Source organism: Halomonas sp. JB37, assembly GCF_002332255.1.
In the GTDB taxonomy this organism is placed as follows: Bacteria; Pseudomonadota; Gammaproteobacteria; order Pseudomonadales; family Halomonadaceae; genus Vreelandella; species Vreelandella casei.
Map to the genome: position 1 here is coordinate 568,718 of NZ_NRGW01000001.1, position 16,137 is coordinate 584,854.

The 16,137-nt window shown below is 54.4% G+C and carries 17 protein-coding genes; 14 read left to right on the top strand and 3 right to left on the bottom strand.

The features are described 5' to 3' along the window. The 6 genes from CIK78_RS02800 (at position 1) to dtd (ending at position 4,907) form a co-directional block, all read left to right on the top strand. Positions 1-846, top strand: coding sequence for an endonuclease/exonuclease/phosphatase family protein (locus tag CIK78_RS02800; protein WP_255249083.1), 846 nt, complete (start codon positions 1-3; stop codon positions 844-846). Between the two features lie 112 nt (positions 847-958). Further along, a complete protein-coding gene (locus tag CIK78_RS02805) occupies positions 959-1,507 on the top strand; it encodes a TRAP transporter small permease subunit (protein ID WP_096277031.1) in 549 nt (182 codons plus the stop codon). After that, on the top strand, positions 1,507-2,922 hold the full coding sequence (locus CIK78_RS02810) for a TRAP transporter large permease subunit (protein ID WP_096277033.1): 1,416 nt from the start codon (positions 1,507-1,509) through the stop codon (positions 2,920-2,922). The genes CIK78_RS02805 and CIK78_RS02810 overlap by 1 nt, the downstream gene beginning before the upstream one ends. Before the next feature lie 9 nt (positions 2,923-2,931). Next, positions 2,932-3,753 carry a bifunctional hydroxymethylpyrimidine kinase/phosphomethylpyrimidine kinase gene (gene thiD / locus CIK78_RS02815; protein ID WP_096277035.1) on the top strand — a complete coding sequence of 274 codons (822 nt, stop codon included), beginning with the start codon at positions 2,932-2,934 and terminating at the stop codon, positions 3,751-3,753. 87 nt (positions 3,754-3,840) lie between these two features. After that, positions 3,841-4,422, top strand: coding sequence for a chalcone isomerase family protein (locus CIK78_RS02820; RefSeq protein ID WP_096277037.1), 582 nt, complete (start codon positions 3,841-3,843; stop codon positions 4,420-4,422). A gap of 47 nt (positions 4,423-4,469) precedes the next feature. Next, complete coding sequence (gene dtd / locus CIK78_RS02825; protein ID WP_096277039.1) at positions 4,470-4,907, top strand: D-aminoacyl-tRNA deacylase; 438 nt, start codon at positions 4,470-4,472, stop codon at positions 4,905-4,907. Between the two features lie 16 nt (positions 4,908-4,923). On the opposite strand, the gene CIK78_RS02830 is transcribed toward dtd, so the two are convergent. Then, complete coding sequence (locus tag CIK78_RS02830) at positions 4,924-6,900, bottom strand: ATP-binding cassette domain-containing protein (protein ID WP_096277042.1); 1,977 nt, start codon at positions 6,898-6,900, stop codon at positions 4,924-4,926. Positions 6,901-6,931: 31 nt separating this feature from the next. Between CIK78_RS02830 and CIK78_RS02835 the strand changes: the two genes are divergently transcribed. The 7 genes from CIK78_RS02835 to CIK78_RS02865 all read left to right on the top strand — a co-directional run bounded on the left by CIK78_RS02835 (position 6,932) and on the right by CIK78_RS02865 (position 13,304). Beyond that, positions 6,932-7,519, top strand: coding sequence for a TIGR02444 family protein (locus tag CIK78_RS02835; protein ID WP_096282235.1), 588 nt, complete (start codon positions 6,932-6,934; stop codon positions 7,517-7,519). A gap of 209 nt (positions 7,520-7,728) precedes the next feature. Then, a complete protein-coding gene (gene dctP / locus CIK78_RS02840) occupies positions 7,729-8,775 on the top strand; it encodes a TRAP transporter substrate-binding protein DctP (protein WP_096277044.1) in 1,047 nt (348 codons plus the stop codon). 273 nt (positions 8,776-9,048) lie between these two features. After that, the gene (locus CIK78_RS02845) at positions 9,049-9,627 is read left to right on the top strand and encodes a TRAP transporter small permease (protein ID WP_096277046.1); all 579 of its coding nucleotides are present in this window, start codon (positions 9,049-9,051) and stop codon (positions 9,625-9,627) included. Positions 9,628-9,657: 30 nt separating this feature from the next. Further along, on the top strand, positions 9,658-10,941 hold the full coding sequence (locus CIK78_RS02850) for a TRAP transporter large permease (RefSeq protein WP_096277048.1): 1,284 nt from the start codon (positions 9,658-9,660) through the stop codon (positions 10,939-10,941). Between the two features lie 21 nt (positions 10,942-10,962). Then, positions 10,963-11,406, top strand: a complete 444-nt coding sequence (locus CIK78_RS02855) for a universal stress protein (protein ID WP_096277050.1) — start codon at positions 10,963-10,965, stop codon at positions 11,404-11,406. 131 nt (positions 11,407-11,537) lie between these two features. After that, positions 11,538-12,218 carry an FKBP-type peptidyl-prolyl cis-trans isomerase gene (locus CIK78_RS02860; RefSeq protein WP_096277052.1) on the top strand — a complete coding sequence of 227 codons (681 nt, stop codon included), beginning with the start codon at positions 11,538-11,540 and terminating at the stop codon, positions 12,216-12,218. 63 nt (positions 12,219-12,281) lie between these two features. Continuing rightward, complete coding sequence (locus CIK78_RS02865) at positions 12,282-13,304, top strand: poly(3-hydroxybutyrate) depolymerase (protein ID WP_096282236.1); 1,023 nt, start codon at positions 12,282-12,284, stop codon at positions 13,302-13,304. Positions 13,305-13,324: 20 nt separating this feature from the next. On the opposite strand, the gene CIK78_RS17995 is transcribed toward CIK78_RS02865, so the two are convergent. After that, positions 13,325-13,543 carry a hypothetical protein gene (locus CIK78_RS17995; protein WP_225734384.1) on the bottom strand — a complete coding sequence of 73 codons (219 nt, stop codon included), beginning with the start codon at positions 13,541-13,543 and terminating at the stop codon, positions 13,325-13,327. A 242-nt stretch (positions 13,544-13,785) separates the two neighbouring features. Here CIK78_RS17995 and CIK78_RS02875 point away from each other — a divergent pair, with 242 nt between their 5' ends. Then, positions 13,786-14,700, top strand: coding sequence for an AEC family transporter (locus CIK78_RS02875; protein ID WP_096277054.1), 915 nt, complete (start codon positions 13,786-13,788; stop codon positions 14,698-14,700). A gap of 254 nt (positions 14,701-14,954) precedes the next feature. On the opposite strand, the gene argE is transcribed toward CIK78_RS02875, so the two are convergent. Beyond that, positions 14,955-16,136, bottom strand: coding sequence for an acetylornithine deacetylase (gene argE / locus CIK78_RS02880; protein WP_096277056.1), 1,182 nt, complete (start codon positions 16,134-16,136; stop codon positions 14,955-14,957). Between the last annotated feature and the right edge of the window lies 1 nt (position 16,137).

Sequence of the window (16,137 nt, forward strand, 5' to 3'; positions counted from 1 at the left end):
GTGAAGGCTGATAAGACAGCGAGCGTCACGAGCACCCATAAGCCGCTGTTAGAAGATGGTCATTTGCGCCTGCTGACGTTCAATCTGCAGGTGGGCATTCAGACGTCTGCTTATCATCACTATCTCACTCGTAGCTGGCAGCACTTTCTGCCTAATCGGAAACGGGTGAAACGCCTGGATGTGATGAGCGACGTGCTGGGCCAGTTTGATGTCGTCGGTCTGCAGGAAGCCGACGGCGGCAGCTTTCGCTCCAGCCGCATCAACCAGGTGGAATACCTGGCGGCTAAGGCCGGATTTCCTCATCACTTCAAGCAACTGAACCGAAATCTTGGGCACCTTGCCCAGCACAGCAACGGGCTGCTTTCGCGTCTCGTGCCCACCAAAATTGAAGAGCACCGCCTGCCCGGGACCTTGCCTGGGCGTGGTGCCATTCACGTGCGTTTTGGTAACGGGCCGGATGCGTTACATATTTTTGTCGCACATTTGGCGCTTAGCCATCGTGGCCGGGTGCGCCAGCTTAACTACTTAAGCGAGATCATCCAGCCACTGCGGCATGTGGTGGTGATGGGCGATCTGAATTGCACTCCGGCTCAGCTGCACGCCCATGAGCGATTCAGCACCTCGTTGCCGCTGCATCCTGTTACACCTTTATTGAGCTACCCATCGTGGCAGCCCAGGCAAGCGTTGGATCACATTTTGCTATCGCAAACCCTGGAGGCCGCTGAGGTGCGGGTAATGGATCACCTGTTTTCGGATCACTTGCCGATTGCGGTTGATTTACCCTTACCAGCCGCCTGCCTACTGGCTATTAAAAAGGCGACACCCGCACCCAGCGCAACTCAATAAGCTGCTAAGAGCAATTTAGGCCGCTTTATGGCCCACCCAGACCTTTTTAGGGATGACGTTCGGCCCAGAATCAGCGATGATTCTGGGCCGTTTCTTTTCCAGGACATTTAACATGCTCGCCAATGCCCATGAGCCGCGCTTGCTGCGCTGGCTCGACTGCGTGACTGAGGGAGTGGGCCGGGCCATTGCCTGGCTGGTTGTGATAATGATGCTGGTGCAGTTCGCCATCGTCGTGCTGCGCTATATTTTCGGTATCAATAGCATCGTGATGCAAGAGTCGGTGATGTACATGCACGCCGCCGTGTTCATGCTCGGCGCCGGATGGACGCTACGTCACGATGGCCATGTGCGGGTCGATATCTTTTACCGCAAGATGTCTGAGCGTGGCCGCGCGTGGGTCGACCTGCTCGGCACGCTATTTCTGCTGATTCCCGTCATGTCATTTATCGCCATTTCAAGCTTCCACTATGTGATTACCAGCTGGGCCATTATGGAGCGGTCGGGGGACGGCGGCATTCCGGCCGTGTTCCTGCTTAAAACGCTGATTCTGGGAATGGTGGCCCTGCTACTTTTACAGGCGGTAGCGCAGCTGATACGTCAGGTGCTGATTATCCGCGGCAAGCTATCCAGTTCTGCCCCTGTGCATGAGGAGATGGTCTAGTGCTGGCGATTTTATTGGAAGGCATGCCGCTGTTACTGTTTGCCGCAGTATGCGGTGTCTTGATGCTGGGTTATCCGGTGGCTCTGTCGCTTGCGGGTACAGCGCTGGCCTTTGCCGGATTAGGCTGGTTGCTGCAATCGCTGGGCGTTCCGGTGCATTTCGAGGCACGCTGGATGGGCTCAATGCCTAGCCGGATCTACGGCATCATGACGAACAATACCCTGCTGGCGGTGCCTTTATTCGTGTTGATGGGTGTCCTGCTTGAGAAGTCACGGGTGGCGGAAACGCTGCTGGATGCGATGACCATGGCATTTGGCGCCCTGCGCGGCGGGTTGGGCATTGCGGTGGTATTGGTGGGCATGCTGCTGGCCGCATCTACCGGTATTGTGGGAGCAACGGTGGTTACCATGGGCCTGCTCTCGCTACCCACCATGCTCAAACGCGGCTACTCACCGGCACTGGCGACCGGGACCATTTGTGCCACGGGCACTCTGGGTCAAATCATTCCGCCTTCCATCGCCTTGGTGCTGCTAGGCGATGTTCTCAACAATGCCTATCAGCAGGCACAGCTATCGATGGGCGCTTGGAGCCCCAAGACGCTTTCGGTGGGCGATCTGTTTGTCGGCGCGTTGGTACCGGGCCTGCTGCTGGTGCTAGCCTATATTATCTATCTGCTTACAGTGGCGTGGCTAAAGCCCAGTACGGCCCCGGCGGCGGATCGTGAAGGATTGATGCAGGAGTTGGGGCACACCGGCAGTATCTGGCCGCTGCTACTGAAAGGACTTTTACCGCCCGTGCTGCTAATCGTGGCCGTGCTGGGCTCGATCTTGGGCGGCTTTGCCACGCCCACGGAAGCCTCAGCAGTGGGTGCCTTCGGTGCGCTGCTGCTGGCAGCGGCCAATCGGCGGTTAAGCTTTTCGATGCTGGGTGAGGTAGTGCGCTCCACCGCTCAGGTAACCAGCATGGTGTTTTTGATCCTGATTGGCGCGACACTGTTTTCGCTGGTATTTCGAGCGTTTGGTGGCGAAGAGCTGGTCAACCATATGTTTGATTCGATGCCCGGTGGGGTGGTGGGCGCTACCATTGTGGTCATGTTGGTCATCTTCCTGCTCGGGTTCATACTCGACTTTATCGAGATCACCTTTGTGGTGGTGCCCATTGTTGGTCCGGTGCTATTAGCGATGGGGGTTGACCCCATCTGGCTGGGCATCATGATTGCCGTCAACCTCCAGACCTCTTTTTTGACGCCGCCCTTTGGATTCGCATTGTTCTATTTACGCGGTGTGACACCGCAAAGTGTGCCGACATCGGCGATTTATCGCGGCGTCGTGCCGTTTATCATCATGCAGCTCGGCATGCTGTTAGCGCTGGCGCTATTCCCTGGACTGGCCACATGGCTGCCTTCGTTGATGTAAGGGGAAAGCATGCATCCTATTGCCAATGTACTGACGATTGCAGGCTCTGACCCTTCCGGGGGCGCAGGCCTGCAGGGAGACCTGAAAACCTTTTCAGCATTAGGGGTCTATGGCACCAACGTGATCACGGCGGTGATTGCCCAGAATACCTGCGGTGTGGCGTCAGTTTATCCGGTGTCGCCGCAGGTGATTCGTGAACAGCTAGAGCATTTGCTCAAAGACGTCACGCTAGACGCGGTCAAAATTGGCATGGTGGCTAGCCGCGAAGTCGCCGAAGTGATCGCTGACGTCCTGCGTAAGAAACGTCCGCGCTGGATCGTACTGGACCCCGTCATGGTGGCCAAAAGCGGTGATATATTGGTGGATGACGCCGGTATTCGCGCCGTGCGGGATATCCTGGTGCCGTTAGCCGACGTCATCACTCCCAACCTGCCAGAAGCAGCCGTACTGCTCGATTCACCCTCGCCGACTAGCTTAGAGGAAATGGAGGCAATGTTGCCGGGGCTGATGCAGTTAGGCGCGCCGTATGTGGTGCTCAAAGGCGGCCACCTGCGCGGGGCGACGTGCCCTGACTTGCTGGCAACACCCAGCGGCCATGAGTGGCTGCCCGCGTCGCGTATTGATACTGATAACTTACACGGTACCGGCTGCGCGCTCTCTTCGGCGATCGCCGCCTGTTTAGCCAAGCAGCCGGCCTCAGCACCCGCTAATGCAGCAGTGGCGGCGATTAGCGAGGCCAAGCAGTGGCTGCATGCCGCGCTAGAAGCAAGTGCCCGTCTAAACGTGGGTAAAGGGCGTGGTCCAGTGCATCACTTTCATGCGTGGTGGTAACGCTAGCGCCGTTTGGCAAGATTTATTAGGCATTAGGTATTGCGCTGAGAGTTTGCGAGAAAACGCTGTTAACAGGAGGGTATCACCATGCGATTAAGGCTGAACCATCATCCCGCGCTGGGCGCATTACTGGCGATATGTATGATGTTGATAACGTCTGGTGTCTTTGCCAGCAGCGTTTCTGAGCGGGGTGAGCGTTTTGAACGCGTTGTTGACGAGAACGGGCAGCGCTATACGCTGATTGGCAGCGGCGTTTTTCGCTATATGGTCTGGAACGCCTACGCTGGAGCGTACTATCAGCTTGAAAGTGATACGCAACCTCAGCCGCTGGGTAACCAGCCGAGGCGGCTAGAGCTGGCTTATTTCCGTGCCATTAAAGCGTCAGATTTTGCCGAAGCCACGGAAGAAACACTGCGGGACACGCTGACGCTTTATGAGTTCACTCAGATTGAAGCGCCCCTAGAGCAGCTTAATCAGCGCTATAGTGACGTAGTGCCCGGCGACCGCTATCTACTTAGTTGGGACGGCACGCAGCTACGTTTGGCGCTCAATGGCGAGGTTCTGTTTGCAGAGGATAACGCTGAGTTAGCCAGCGCCATGTTTAGTATCTGGCTAGGCGAGCGCCCTTTGGGTGAAGATTTTCGCGATGCGCTGTTAGGAAGAGGCTAGCGAGCAGTGGCGGCAGTCGCTGTCGTTAGCAGCCAAGGAGAAGCATGATGAAAGCGCTGATTCAGCGGGTGACGCGCGCCAGCGTAGCGGTGAAGGGTCAAACTGTGGGGGCAATCGAGCATGGGTTGCTAGCGCTGGTGGGCGTAGAAAAGGGCGACGACCAGGCGGCCGCTAGCAAGCTGTTGCATAAGCTGCTGCATTACCGTGTGTTCAGCGATGCTGACGGTAAAATGAATCAAAACCTTCAGCAGGTGAACGGCGGGCTGCTGCTTGTTTCTCAGTTCACCTTGGCAGCGGATACTCGTAAAGGGCTGCGCCCCAGCTTTTCCAGCGCCGCGCCGCCGGACGAAGGCGAGCGGTTATTTGACTTCCTTGTCGCCCAGGCCAGCGCTGCTTGGCCCAACGTGGCCACCGGTGAGTTTGGTGCCGATATGCAGGTAGCGCTGGTCAACGATGGCCCGGTCACGTTTTTACTGGAAAGCTAGTGAGATCTGGCGAGGCCTAGCTAACCGCTTCTTCGCTGGCCAGCAGCTCGGCTTCCATTGTCTCTAGCGCTTCTTCGGCGCTGAGCCACTGCCGCTCTGCCTCATCGAGCCGTGCTTTAATCTCAGCCTGTTGGCTAAGCGTCTTGGTCAACTCCGCTTTACGTGCGCTGTCTGTGTAGAGTTCAGGGTCAGCCAACACGTGTTCTACCTCTTCCAGTTCTTGCTGGGCCTTTTCCATGGCCTTTTCGGCTTGGTCGCGCTGCTTTTTCAACGGGCGTAATTTTTCGCGCAGTTCGGCGGCCGCTTTACGGGATGCTTTGCGCGCTTCACGGCTGTCGCCGCTAGGCTGCTGGCTTTGACGTTCGGCCTTTTCACCGCGTGAATCGCGGCGGCTGTCTTCCAGGCGTGCTTTAAGCCAAACCCGATAATCCTCTAGATCGCCGTCAAACGGTTCGACGCGATTATCGGCTACTCGCCAGAACTCATCCACGGTCGCCCGCAGCAGGTGACGGTCGTGAGACACCAAAATAACTGTGCCTTCAAAGCTTGCCAGCGCCTGGGTTAATGCTTCGCGCATCTCCAAATCCAGGTGGTTAGTCGGCTCATCGAGCAAGAGCAGGTTAGGCTTCTGCCAGGCGACTAAAGAAAGCGCAAGGCGTGCCTTCTCGCCGCCGGAAAAGTTGGCAACGACGCTAAACGCATCGTCGCCCTTAAAGCCAAAGCCGCCCAGGAAATTGCGAATGTCCTGATCACTGGCCGTGGGTGACAGACGCTGCACATGTACAAAAGGCGTCGATGTAACATCCAAACTCTCAAGCTGATGTTGAGCGAAGTAGCCAATGGCTAAATGCTCACCCGGCACACGCTTGCCATTAAGCAGCTCAAGTTCGCCGGTCAGTGATTTAATCAGCGTCGATTTGCCCGCGCCGTTAGGGCCTAGCAGGCCAATGCGGCTGCCGGGCAGCAGGGTAACGTTGACCTTATCCAGCTGGACGTTGTTATCACTTCCGTCGCTCGTTTTACCGCGATAGCCTAGCTGCGCCTGATCCAGTACCAGCAGCGGGCGCGACGTTTTATCGGCAGCGGGCAGCGTGAAGTGGAACGGGGAGTCCACGTGGGCAACGGCGATATCTTCCATGCGCTCAAGCATTTTGACCCGGCTTTGCGCCTGCTTTGCTTTGGTTGCCTGCGCTTTAAAGCGGGCGATAAAGCGTTCGATCTCTTCTCGACGCGCCTGCTGTTTGGCGGCTTCGGCTTGCTGAAGAGCGAGCTTTTCGGCGCGGGTGCGCTCAAACTGCGAATAGTTGCCGCGGTAAAGTTCCAGCGTTTGGTGGTGCATATGCACGATGTGGTCGCATACAGCGTCCAAAAAGTCGCGGTCGTGAGAAATCAGCAGCAGCGTGCCGGGGTAGCGGGTCAGCCACTGTTCCAGCCACAGTAAGGCATCCAGGTCCAAGTGGTTGGTGGGCTCATCCAACAGCAGCAGGTCAGAGGGCATAAACAGTGTGCGGGCGAGATTGACGCGCATTCGCCACCCGCCGGAAAAGGCTGACAGTGGGCGGGTCAGGTCAGCTTGTAAGAACCCCAGCCCGACCAGCAGCTGTGCCGCGCGGGACGCAGCGCGGTAACCGTCCAGCGTTTCAATTAAGCCATGCAGTTCGGCTTCGCGATGGGCGTCGTCGGCTTCACGGGCGGCAAGTAAGTCGGCCTCGGCCTGTCGTAATGCCAGGTCGCCATCGAGCACATATTCGATGATAGGCCGGTCAAGCGCGTCAACTTCCTGGGCCATATGCGCAATGCGCTGACCTCCGCTCATCTCGACATCACCCTGGTCGGGCGAAAGCTCGCCCAGCAAGAGTTTGAACAGGCTCGATTTACCGGCGCCGTTTGCCCCAATAATGCCGGCCTTTACCCCGTTATTAAGGGTAACGTCCGCGTTGTCGAGTAGCGTTTGCGTGCCGCGTTGCAGGGCGACTTGGCGCAGTGCGATCATGCCTTCTCCCGAAAAAAATGTGGGTCATACGATGCCAGATTCTATTGCGCTTGATTCTACCCGATTGCAGCGCTTGCAGCAGATACCGTTATGGGATTTTGCGCTCGCGTTTTACACCAAGCCAGGCGTTGAGGCGGCGTGCTTAACGTTACAGGACGAGGCGGGGTTAGATGTTTGCGAAGTGTTGTTCCATTGCTGGCTATATTCATGCGGCTTAGAAACCGTGTCGACAGCCGTGTCTGCCGTGCGCAAGGAGCGTATTCACTGGCAGGGTCGAGTAACGGGCGTTTTGCGCGCACTGCGGCGCGACTTAACGTCGCCGGCTGCATCGAACGAAGCTGTGGCAGCGCTGCGCAAGACCATTAAACAGGCAGAACTGATGGCCGAACGTGAGAACCTTCAACGTTGGCAAACATGGGCTTTGGAAGGGGAGAGCGACGAAAAGCGCGTCATTAAAATCGTGGAAAAACCCCCTAACGTAGCTGAATGGCTTGAGAAAAAGCTAAATGATGGTGAAAAAGCCCTTCAGTTTACTGATCCATCAAACACGCATTCGGCGTCGCTTCAGGCGCTGCAAACGCTCGTTCTTCAACTTGACCCTCATCAAGGAGCGCGCTAGCCTAAATTTAGGCTCATTTTGAATCACCTAGCGTTATTTGACCGCTAGCACGCAGTTAACGACGCATTTTTGCCTATTAGCGAACAATAATGCCGCGTTGAGAAACGCGCCGATGGGTTGGTTTTAAACGTTAGATGCTAAGCAGTTCGCTTCAAAAATAATGTTGCGCATTTGTATCGCGCGCTTACCACTGCAAAGGGGAACATCGCATGAAGGCAAGCAAAACCGTTTCGACTCGTTCTGTCACCACGAAGTTAATCACTACTGCCAGCGTTGGCGCATTGCTGTTAGGCATGGCGTCTGTGGCACAAGCAGACAACTGGCGTTACGCTCACGAAGAGTACGAAGGCGACGTTCAAGACGTCTTTGCCTATGCCTTTAAAGAATATATTGAAGAAAATTCTGACAACACTGTGCAGGTGTATCGTTTTGGTGAGCTGGGTGAGTCTGATGACATTATGGAGCAGACGCAGAACGGCATCCTGCAGTTTGTGAACCAATCGCCTGGCTTTACCGGTGCGCTGATTCCTGAAGCGCAAATCTTCTTTATTCCTTACCTACTGCCGACCGACGAAGAAACCGTGCTGACGTTCTTTGACGAAAGCAAAGCCATCAACGAAATGTTTCCGGAGCTTTATGCCGAGCAAGGCCTAGAGCTGCTGAAAATGTATCCAGAAGGTGAAATGGTCATTACTACCGATGAGCCGATTAGCTCACCGGAGGATATGGATAATAAGAAAATCCGTACCATGACCAACCCGCTGCTGTCGGAAACTTACGATGCCTTCGGCGCAACGCCTACGCCGCTGCCGTGGGGTGAAGTGTACGGTGGTCTGCAGACCGGTATTCTTGATGGCCAAGAAAATCCGATTTTTTGGATCGAATCAGGCGGTTTGTATGAAGTATCGCCGCATCTGACGTTCACTGGTCACGGCTGGTTCACCACCGCGATGATGGCCAACCAAGATTTCTATGCAGGCCTGTCTGAAGAAGACCAAACGCTGGTGCAAGAAGCTTCACAAGCCGCATATGATCAGACGATTGAGCACATCAAAGGCCTAGCCGATGAAGCGCTAGAAAAAATTCAGGCAGCGTCTGATGAAGTAACGGTGACGCGTCTGAACGAAGAGCAGATGCAAGCCTTCCGCGAGCGTGCTCCGCAGGTTGAAGAAGCCTTCCTTGAAATGACCGGTGAAGGTGGTCAAGCGCTGCTTGAGCAGTTTAAAGCAGACCTTGAAACCGTTACCAACGAGTAATCATCCCTTATAAGCCATACGGGCAAAATGGGTGATGTACCCAAGGGGCAGCAAAGGCTGCCCCTTTTTTTGTTGCGCCGGCGTGGAATTGGATATTCACTTTAGGGCTTGTCAGCGCTACGGGTGGGTTACGTACATCTAGCGTTGAAACATCTGCGTCAGCATGCCGTTACGCTAGCGATAACCTCTTGCCCAATAGCGTGAGACAGGTCTGGAAAACGCTGTATTAATTATGTTGATGGCACCGAGCTGCCGTTAGAGAGGAGTTAGGCCATGACCGATGAAGAGATGGAAAATAGCTATCACTCCGGTTTGCCGGGGGTATTGGGGATGATCGACACTGCAATTAGCAAAATTGAAGCCGTAATTCTTGCGGTAGGCGTTTTGCTAATGGCACTGAATACGGTCACCAATGTCATTGCGCGCTTTGTCTTTAGTAACAGTATTATGTTCTCCGGTGAGCTAAACCGGATTTTGATCATCATGATTACCTTTGCAGGCATCGGCTATGCCGCCCGCCATGGTCGCCATATCCGCATGTCGGCGATCTACGATGCGCTGCCGGTCGGTGGACGTAAAGTATTGATGATCTTTATCGCCCTGTTTACATCTTTAGTGATGTTCTTTTTACTCTACTATTCAATCGTTTATATTCTTGATCTCTACAGCAAAGGTCGCGTCTTGCCTTCTCTGGGGTTGCCTGTGTGGGTTATTTACCTGTGGGTGCCAATGGGATTTTTGATTACCGGTATTCAGTATTTGCTGACGGCGGTTAAAAACGTCACCTCTGACGATGTGTATCTCTCTACGGGCGTCGTGGATGGCTACAAAGATACCGAAACTGAAGTCTGATGCAGGGCATTGCACTCTAGGGGAGCAGATATGACGACGATAATGGTCACCGCTATGATTGCCCTGCTGCTGCTGGGCTTTCCTATGATGATTCCGCTAATTACCGCCGCGGTAATTGGTTTTTACATGATGTTTAACGGCTTTGGCCAGATGGATACGCTGATTCAGCAGATGATGGCAGGCATACGCCCAGCCTCATTAATTGCCGTGCCGATGTTTATCCTTGCCGCAGACATTATGACCCGTGGGCAGTCGGCTAACCGCCTGATCGAAATGGTCATGTCGTTTATCGGCCATATCAAAGGTGGCCTAGCCGTCAGTACCGCTGCCTCATGTACGCTGTTCGGCGCTGTTTCAGGCTCAACTCAGGCAACGGTAGTGGCCGTGGGCTCACCGCTGCGGCCCAAGATGCTTAAGGCAGGCTATTCTGATTCATTCACGCTAGCGCTGATCATTAATGCCAGCGACATCGCCTTTTTGATCCCCCCCAGCATTGGCATGATCATCTATGGGGTAATCTCAGGTACCTCAATTGGTGAACTGTTCATTGCGGGGATTGGGCCAGGTTTAATGATTCTGGTGATGTTTTCCGCCTATAGCATTGGGTATGCCATTGTTAAAGACGTGCCTACCGAGCCAAAGGCGAGTTGGAAGGAGCGTGCAGTGGCAGTAAAACAAGCGCTTTGGCCGCTAGGCTTTCCGGTCATTATCGTAGGCGGTATTTACGGTGGTGTTTTTAGTCCAACTGAAGCTGCTGCTGCCTGCGTGCTGTATGCCATATTGCTAGAGTTTGCGGTGTTTCGTTCGCTTAAGCTGCACGACATTTATGCAATCGCCAAGTCGACGGGTCTGATTACCGCCGTGGTGTTTATCTTGGTCGCTGTCGGTAATGGCTTTTCGTGGATTATCTCTTTCGCGCAAATTCCGCAAATGATCTTGGAAACAGTGGGTGTCAATGACGCTGGGCCAACGGGCGTTTTGATTGCTATTTGTGTCTCGTTCTTTGTGGCATGCATGTTTGTCGACCCGATTGTAGTCATTTTGGTATTAACGCCGATTTTTGCGCCGGCCATTGCTGCAACGGGCTTAGATCCGGTGTTGGTGGGTATATTGATTACCCTGCAGGTGGCGATAGGGTCGGCAACACCGCCCTTCGGGTGCGATATATTTACCGCCATTGCGATTTTTAAACGTCCTTATTGGGATGTCATTAAAGGCACGCCGCCATTCATCTTCATGCTGATCTTGGCCGCCGCGCTGTTGATTATGTTCCCGCAGATTGCGCTGTTTCTGCGTGATGTTGCCTTTCGCTAAGCGGCCACGAGGAGTACACGAATGTTTAATCGCATTTTAGTCCCGGTGGATGGCTCAAAAGGCGCTATCAAAGCGTTAGAAAAAGCGGTGGGGCTGCACTTGCTGACCGGTGCCGAGCTTTATTTACTGTGCGTTTTTAAACACCACAGCCTGTTGGAGGCCTCGCTTTCTATGGTGCGGCCCAGCCAACTTAACCTTCCCGACGATGCGTTAAAAGAATACGCCACAGAAATCGCCGTTCATGCGAAATCCCATGCCGTTGAGCTTGGCGCTGATGCTTCCCGAGTGCGGGCTTTTGTAAAGGGCGGTCGCCCTTCGCGGATCATCGTGCGTTTTGCACGTAAACGTGAATGTGACCTTATTGTCATTGGTGCGCAGGGCACCAATGGCGAAAAAAACCCGTTACTTGGCAGCGTCTCCCAGCGCGTAGCGGGTGCGGCGGATTGTCCAACGCTGGTAGTTTAATCGCTAAACCTCTTTAGTATTTTGTGGTCTTATTAAACACCCACCGCCCGGCAGATGCATTTGACTGGCGGTGGGTGTTAGTCTTTGGGTGACACTGATAGGCGTTCGGCGCCGCTTTAAAAGGATCTTTCATGAAACTACTGCTTTCTACAACGGCTCTTACGGGGCTGCTTTTGGTCGCCCCTTTTGCAGCAGCAGCGCCAGAAACCGACGAACAGCGCTTGGCTTATAGCCTGGGTGTTACCTTGGGTGAAAGCATGCAGGCGGATATTGAAGACCTTGATTTGGATGCTTTTAACGACGGCATGCGCGATGTTTTTGAAGAGGCTGAGCTCGCGCTGACGGAAGAAGAGATGACCGAAGCGTTAATGGCTTTCCAAGAGCAGTCGATGCAGGCACGTGAAGCTGAAGCCGAAGAAATGGCGCAGATGAATCTCGATGAAGGCGAAGCCTTTCTAGCCGAGAACGCTGAGCGTGAAGAAGTCACGGTGACAGATTCTGGCCTTCAGTATGAAGTGCTTGAATCTGGTGACGGCGCGACTCCAGGTGCTGAAGACACTGTTGAAGTGAACTACGAAGGTATGCTGCTTGATGGCACTGTCTTTGATAGCTCATTTGAACGTGGCGAGGCGGTAAGCTTTCAGACCAATCAAGTGATTGAAGGCTGGCAGGAAGCGCTGCAGTTGATGAGCGTGGGCGATAGCTGGATGCTGTATATTCCGGCTGAGCTTGCCTACGGTGAAGACGGCCAGGGCCCGATTGGACCCAATGAGATGCTGACCTTTCGCGTTGAACTGTTAGGCGTCGAATAAGCGGTGCCGCCAGTCTCGGCTTTAGCGGTGCACCCTATTGCTTTCGCGCTGCTTTGCGTAAGCATGTATGTGCCGCTGATTGCTCAAGCCGAGGCCGCCAGCGAGCACAATGCGCTGCCTGCGTTGGGTGCCGCTTCTGATGACGCAAGCGTAGTGGGCCTATCGTCGGGCGGCTACATGGCTACCCAGCTGGCAGTCGCTTGGCCCGAGCGTTTTAGCGGCGTGGGTGTGCTGGCGGCAGGCCCTTGGAGCTGTGCCCAAGGCTCGTTCAGGCTGGCGTTGAATCAGTGCCTAACGACTCGCAACGGCGCGCCGTCACTGGACGACTTACAAACCCGCCATCAGCGCTACCTTGCACGTGATCTTGTGGGTAAAACAGACGCCCTTAGTCAGTTCCGGGCTTATCTGTGGCACGGTGAAGATGATGAAGTGGTTGAGCCTGAACTCGGTGATTTATTAGCCGAGCAATGGCAGGGCTGGCTTGCTTCACCCGACCAGCTGCGCGTTGTGCGTAGCGAAAATATTGGGCATGGTTGGCCAGTGCGTTTGCCCAGTAACGCTGCTTCTGATCCGCATGAATGGGGCGACTGCCGTCAAGGCGGCGGTAGCTATGTATTATCCTGCGATGAAGACATTGCTGGCGAAATGCTGGATTGGCTCTATCCCGAACGCGACGTCTCAGATGACGTTAGCCGCAGTGGAGAAGAGAGCGGGGCGCTACTTGCCTTTGATCAAGCGGAATTTGCGGCAAAAGGGTTGGCTGACACGGGCTACGTGTTTATACCGCAAAACTGCGAGGCGGGCGGCTGCCCGGTAACGCTGGCAATTCACGGCTGCCAAATGAATGAAGCGGCGATTGGTGATACGTTCATCCGCTATTCTGGGTTAAATGACTGGGCTGCAGCGCATCAGCAAATCGTGCTTTATCCTCAGGCAGAAAGCAGCATGACGAATCCCCAAGGCTGCTGGGACTGGTGGGGATTTGCTGAAAGCACCTGGCAGGTAAGCCCTCAATACGATACCCGCGAAGGGGTTCAAATTAACGCATTGATGGCGATGCTCGATCGCCTTCAGACAGTGCCATAGCGGCTTACTGGCCATTTGCATTAACTCCGGATCACATCAAAATCGAACCAGCTGCCGACGTTGCCGTCTGCCGTTTTTAGTATGACGCGCGCACGCCAAGGCATAACCGCCTGAGTGCAGATGCCTACCTGGCCTTGGCCTTGAAAGTGGCCCGGCGAACGGGCGGTAAGGCCAAAACGATGTAAGCCTACATCCATGTCCCGGCCAATAAAATCAACGTCCATCTGCGTGGCTTTCACACCCTCTACTGCTACTTCCAGTGGTAATATCGCTAATGCATCAATGCGCAGGCGGCCAGCGCTAAGCCGGTGATCAGTATCAGTACCCTTAATACGGGGAAGGCTGCAGGGGATGCAGCTTTGGACATCATCTTCATGGCAGAATAATCGCTACGCAAGGCGTCAGGCGGAAATGATTGCCATGGTAACAGTAATCAAGTCGATATCGTTGTGCTTGAGTGTCGCAGGTATAAGGAACGCAAATGGAGAGTATCACCGGCGCTTTAGGCCCATTGTTTTTATTGATTTTACTGGGTGCAGTACTAGGTAACTGGCGGTGGCCAAGCGATACTTTTTGGCCGCAGATGGAACGGCTGATTTACTTTGTACTGTTCCCAGCGATGCTGGTGGGCACCTTGGCCACCGCCGATGTGGCCCAGGTGCCGGTCGGCCGTTTAGCGCTAGTGTTGTTAGGCGCGATGGCTTTTTTTGGGCTGCTGCTATGGCGCTTGCGTGGTTGGTTACGGCTCGCACCCGCTGCGTTTACCTCTGTGTTCCAAGGCGCCGTACGTTTTAATACCTATGTTGGCGTTGCCGGTGCCGCCGCACTGCACGGCAGCTTAGGAGCGACCACCGCTGCGGTCGCTGTTGCCCTTATGGTGCCGGTGGTTAATGTTATGTGCGTCGCAAGCTTTGTCGGCGCAGGAACCTTGGGCAGTACAAGCCTGGGCAAAAGCGTTATGGCCTTGGTTAAAAACCCGTTGATTTTGGCCTGTCTCGTGGGGATTGGCCTGAATGTCTCGGGCATCGGTTTACCCGGCTGGAGTGAAGCGACGGTTGGCTTACTAGGCCGTGCGGCCTTGCCGCTTGGGCTGGTAGCCGTAGGCGTTGCACTACGCCCAGCGGCTCTGCTACGTATTGACCGCGGCGTGCTGGCCACCAACAGCGTTAAGCTGTTATTAATGCCGGCATTCGTGCTGATATTAACCTGGATATTACAGCTAGACCCAGTCAGCCGAGACGTGGCGCTGTTGTTTGCCGCGCTGCCTACCGCCACGTCCGCGTATATTCTGGCGCGTCAGCTGGGGGGCGATGCCGAGCTGATGGCGGCCATCATCACGGGACAAACCTTATTAGCAATGCTCACACTGCCGCTATGGCTGAAGCTGATAAGCTAATTAAGAAACTAAATAAAAAATATTCGTATTTGTATTGACGGATTAAATGAGAATGATTATAGTGTGTTTGTGGCGTTTGATGAGACGCCACGACCAAGACAGACACTTCGCAAAGATCAGCGTCAGTTGACTGTCATGGTTTCTCCCTCTCATTGCTAGTCACGGTCTTTTGCCACTCCTTTGGAGTGGCTTTCTTTTTTGTGTCTGTCTTAACCAAATCATACATCGTTTGAGCACGCTACCTAGTGGAGTGGCTATCGCCTCATCCAAGCATTTAACGTATCGAAAAATGCAAGACACTGGTTGAGCTGATCAATTTCAATAAACTCATTCGGTTTGTGGGCTTGGCGAATAGAGCCAGGCCCTAAAATCACCGAGGGTATGCCGCCTTCAATTTCGAATACGCCTCCTTCTGACCCATACGACACTTTGCCGCCGCGCTCGGGAAGAATGGATTCAAGCTTTGTGAACATGTCAGTATCGGTGGCATCGCCCATCGCGGGATACGCGAATAACTCTTGCCACTCAATGGCTGCCTCTGCTGATTGACGCTGCATTTCGGGTAGTAGCGCAGCTTCTATATCGCTGATGAGCATTTGGATGTCATTGGCCGCTGCATCCTGATCAATGCTACGTAATTCAAAGATAAAACTGCAGGTATCGGGCGTCACGTTGGTCGCCACGCCACCCTCTATTATGGTGGTAAGCGTTGTGGCGTGAGGAACGGTGAAGTCGTGATCGAAGGGACCATTTTGCTCATATCGTCGTGATCGCTCGGCGATCATAGTGATAACGCGTGAGGCGTATTCCACGGCGTTAACATGCTGCGGCGAAAACGATGAGTGGCCTCCTTCGCCGCGCACAGTAACCCGCATAGCAATTTTACCTTTCTGCCCGTTAATCAGCTTCATTTCACTGGGCTCGCCAATAATCGCCAGCGCCGGCGGTACGCTTAGTTGTGCAAGGTAGCGCGCAATAGCGGGGGCTCCCAGGCAGCCTACTTCTTCATCGTGAGAGAAGCAGAAGTAGAAGGGACGGTTCAGCGCGGTGTGAGCGAAGGCGGGCGCTGCTGCCATCACGCATGCTGCGAAGCCTTTCATATCACAAGTGCCACGCCCGAATAGCTTGCTGCCGCGTTGTTCCATTTGAAATGGGTCGCTCTGCCAGCTCTTGGGATTGGCAGGCACCACGTCTGTATGGCCCGAAAGAACGATGCCAGGAATATCGGCAGGCCCCAGACGCGCAACTAAATTAGCCTTTTCGCCACTTTCATCAGGCAGCACAGTGACATCTGCGCCTAGCGCAGTGAAAAAGCTGTCTAGGTGATCAATCAGTTTGAGATTGGAATAGGCGCTGGTGGTGTCATAAGCAATCAGGTCAGCCAGGTGCGCAATAGCAGCGTCTAACTGAGCATGGGGCGTGGCACTAGTTTGCATA

Excerpts from the sequence above, each read along its gene's own strand:
- CIK78_RS02805 (WP_096277031.1), top strand. The coding sequence starts at position 959 with ATGCTCGCCAATGCCCATGAGCCGCGCTTGCTGCGCTGGCTCGACTGC.
- thiD (WP_096277035.1), top strand. The coding sequence starts at position 2,932 with ATGCATCCTATTGCCAATGTACTGACGATTGCAGGCTCTGACCCTTCC.
- CIK78_RS02820 (WP_096277037.1), top strand. The coding sequence starts at position 3,841 with ATGCGATTAAGGCTGAACCATCATCCCGCGCTGGGCGCATTACTGGCG.
- dtd (WP_096277039.1), top strand. The coding sequence starts at position 4,470 with ATGAAAGCGCTGATTCAGCGGGTGACGCGCGCCAGCGTAGCGGTGAAG.
- CIK78_RS02830 (WP_096277042.1), bottom strand. The coding sequence starts at position 6,900 with ATGATCGCACTGCGCCAAGTCGCCCTGCAACGCGGCACGCAAACGCTA.
- CIK78_RS02835 (WP_096282235.1), top strand. The coding sequence starts at position 6,932 with ATGCCAGATTCTATTGCGCTTGATTCTACCCGATTGCAGCGCTTGCAG.
- dctP (WP_096277044.1), top strand. The coding sequence starts at position 7,729 with ATGAAGGCAAGCAAAACCGTTTCGACTCGTTCTGTCACCACGAAGTTA.
- CIK78_RS02845 (WP_096277046.1), top strand. The coding sequence starts at position 9,049 with ATGACCGATGAAGAGATGGAAAATAGCTATCACTCCGGTTTGCCGGGG.
- CIK78_RS02850 (WP_096277048.1), top strand. The coding sequence starts at position 9,658 with ATGACGACGATAATGGTCACCGCTATGATTGCCCTGCTGCTGCTGGGC.
- CIK78_RS02855 (WP_096277050.1), top strand. The coding sequence starts at position 10,963 with ATGTTTAATCGCATTTTAGTCCCGGTGGATGGCTCAAAAGGCGCTATC.
- CIK78_RS02860 (WP_096277052.1), top strand. The coding sequence starts at position 11,538 with ATGAAACTACTGCTTTCTACAACGGCTCTTACGGGGCTGCTTTTGGTC.
- CIK78_RS02865 (WP_096282236.1), top strand. The coding sequence starts at position 12,282 with ATGTATGTGCCGCTGATTGCTCAAGCCGAGGCCGCCAGCGAGCACAAT.
- CIK78_RS02875 (WP_096277054.1), top strand. The coding sequence starts at position 13,786 with ATGGAGAGTATCACCGGCGCTTTAGGCCCATTGTTTTTATTGATTTTA.
- argE (WP_096277056.1), bottom strand. The coding sequence starts at position 16,136 with ATGCAAACTAGTGCCACGCCCCATGCTCAGTTAGACGCTGCTATTGCG.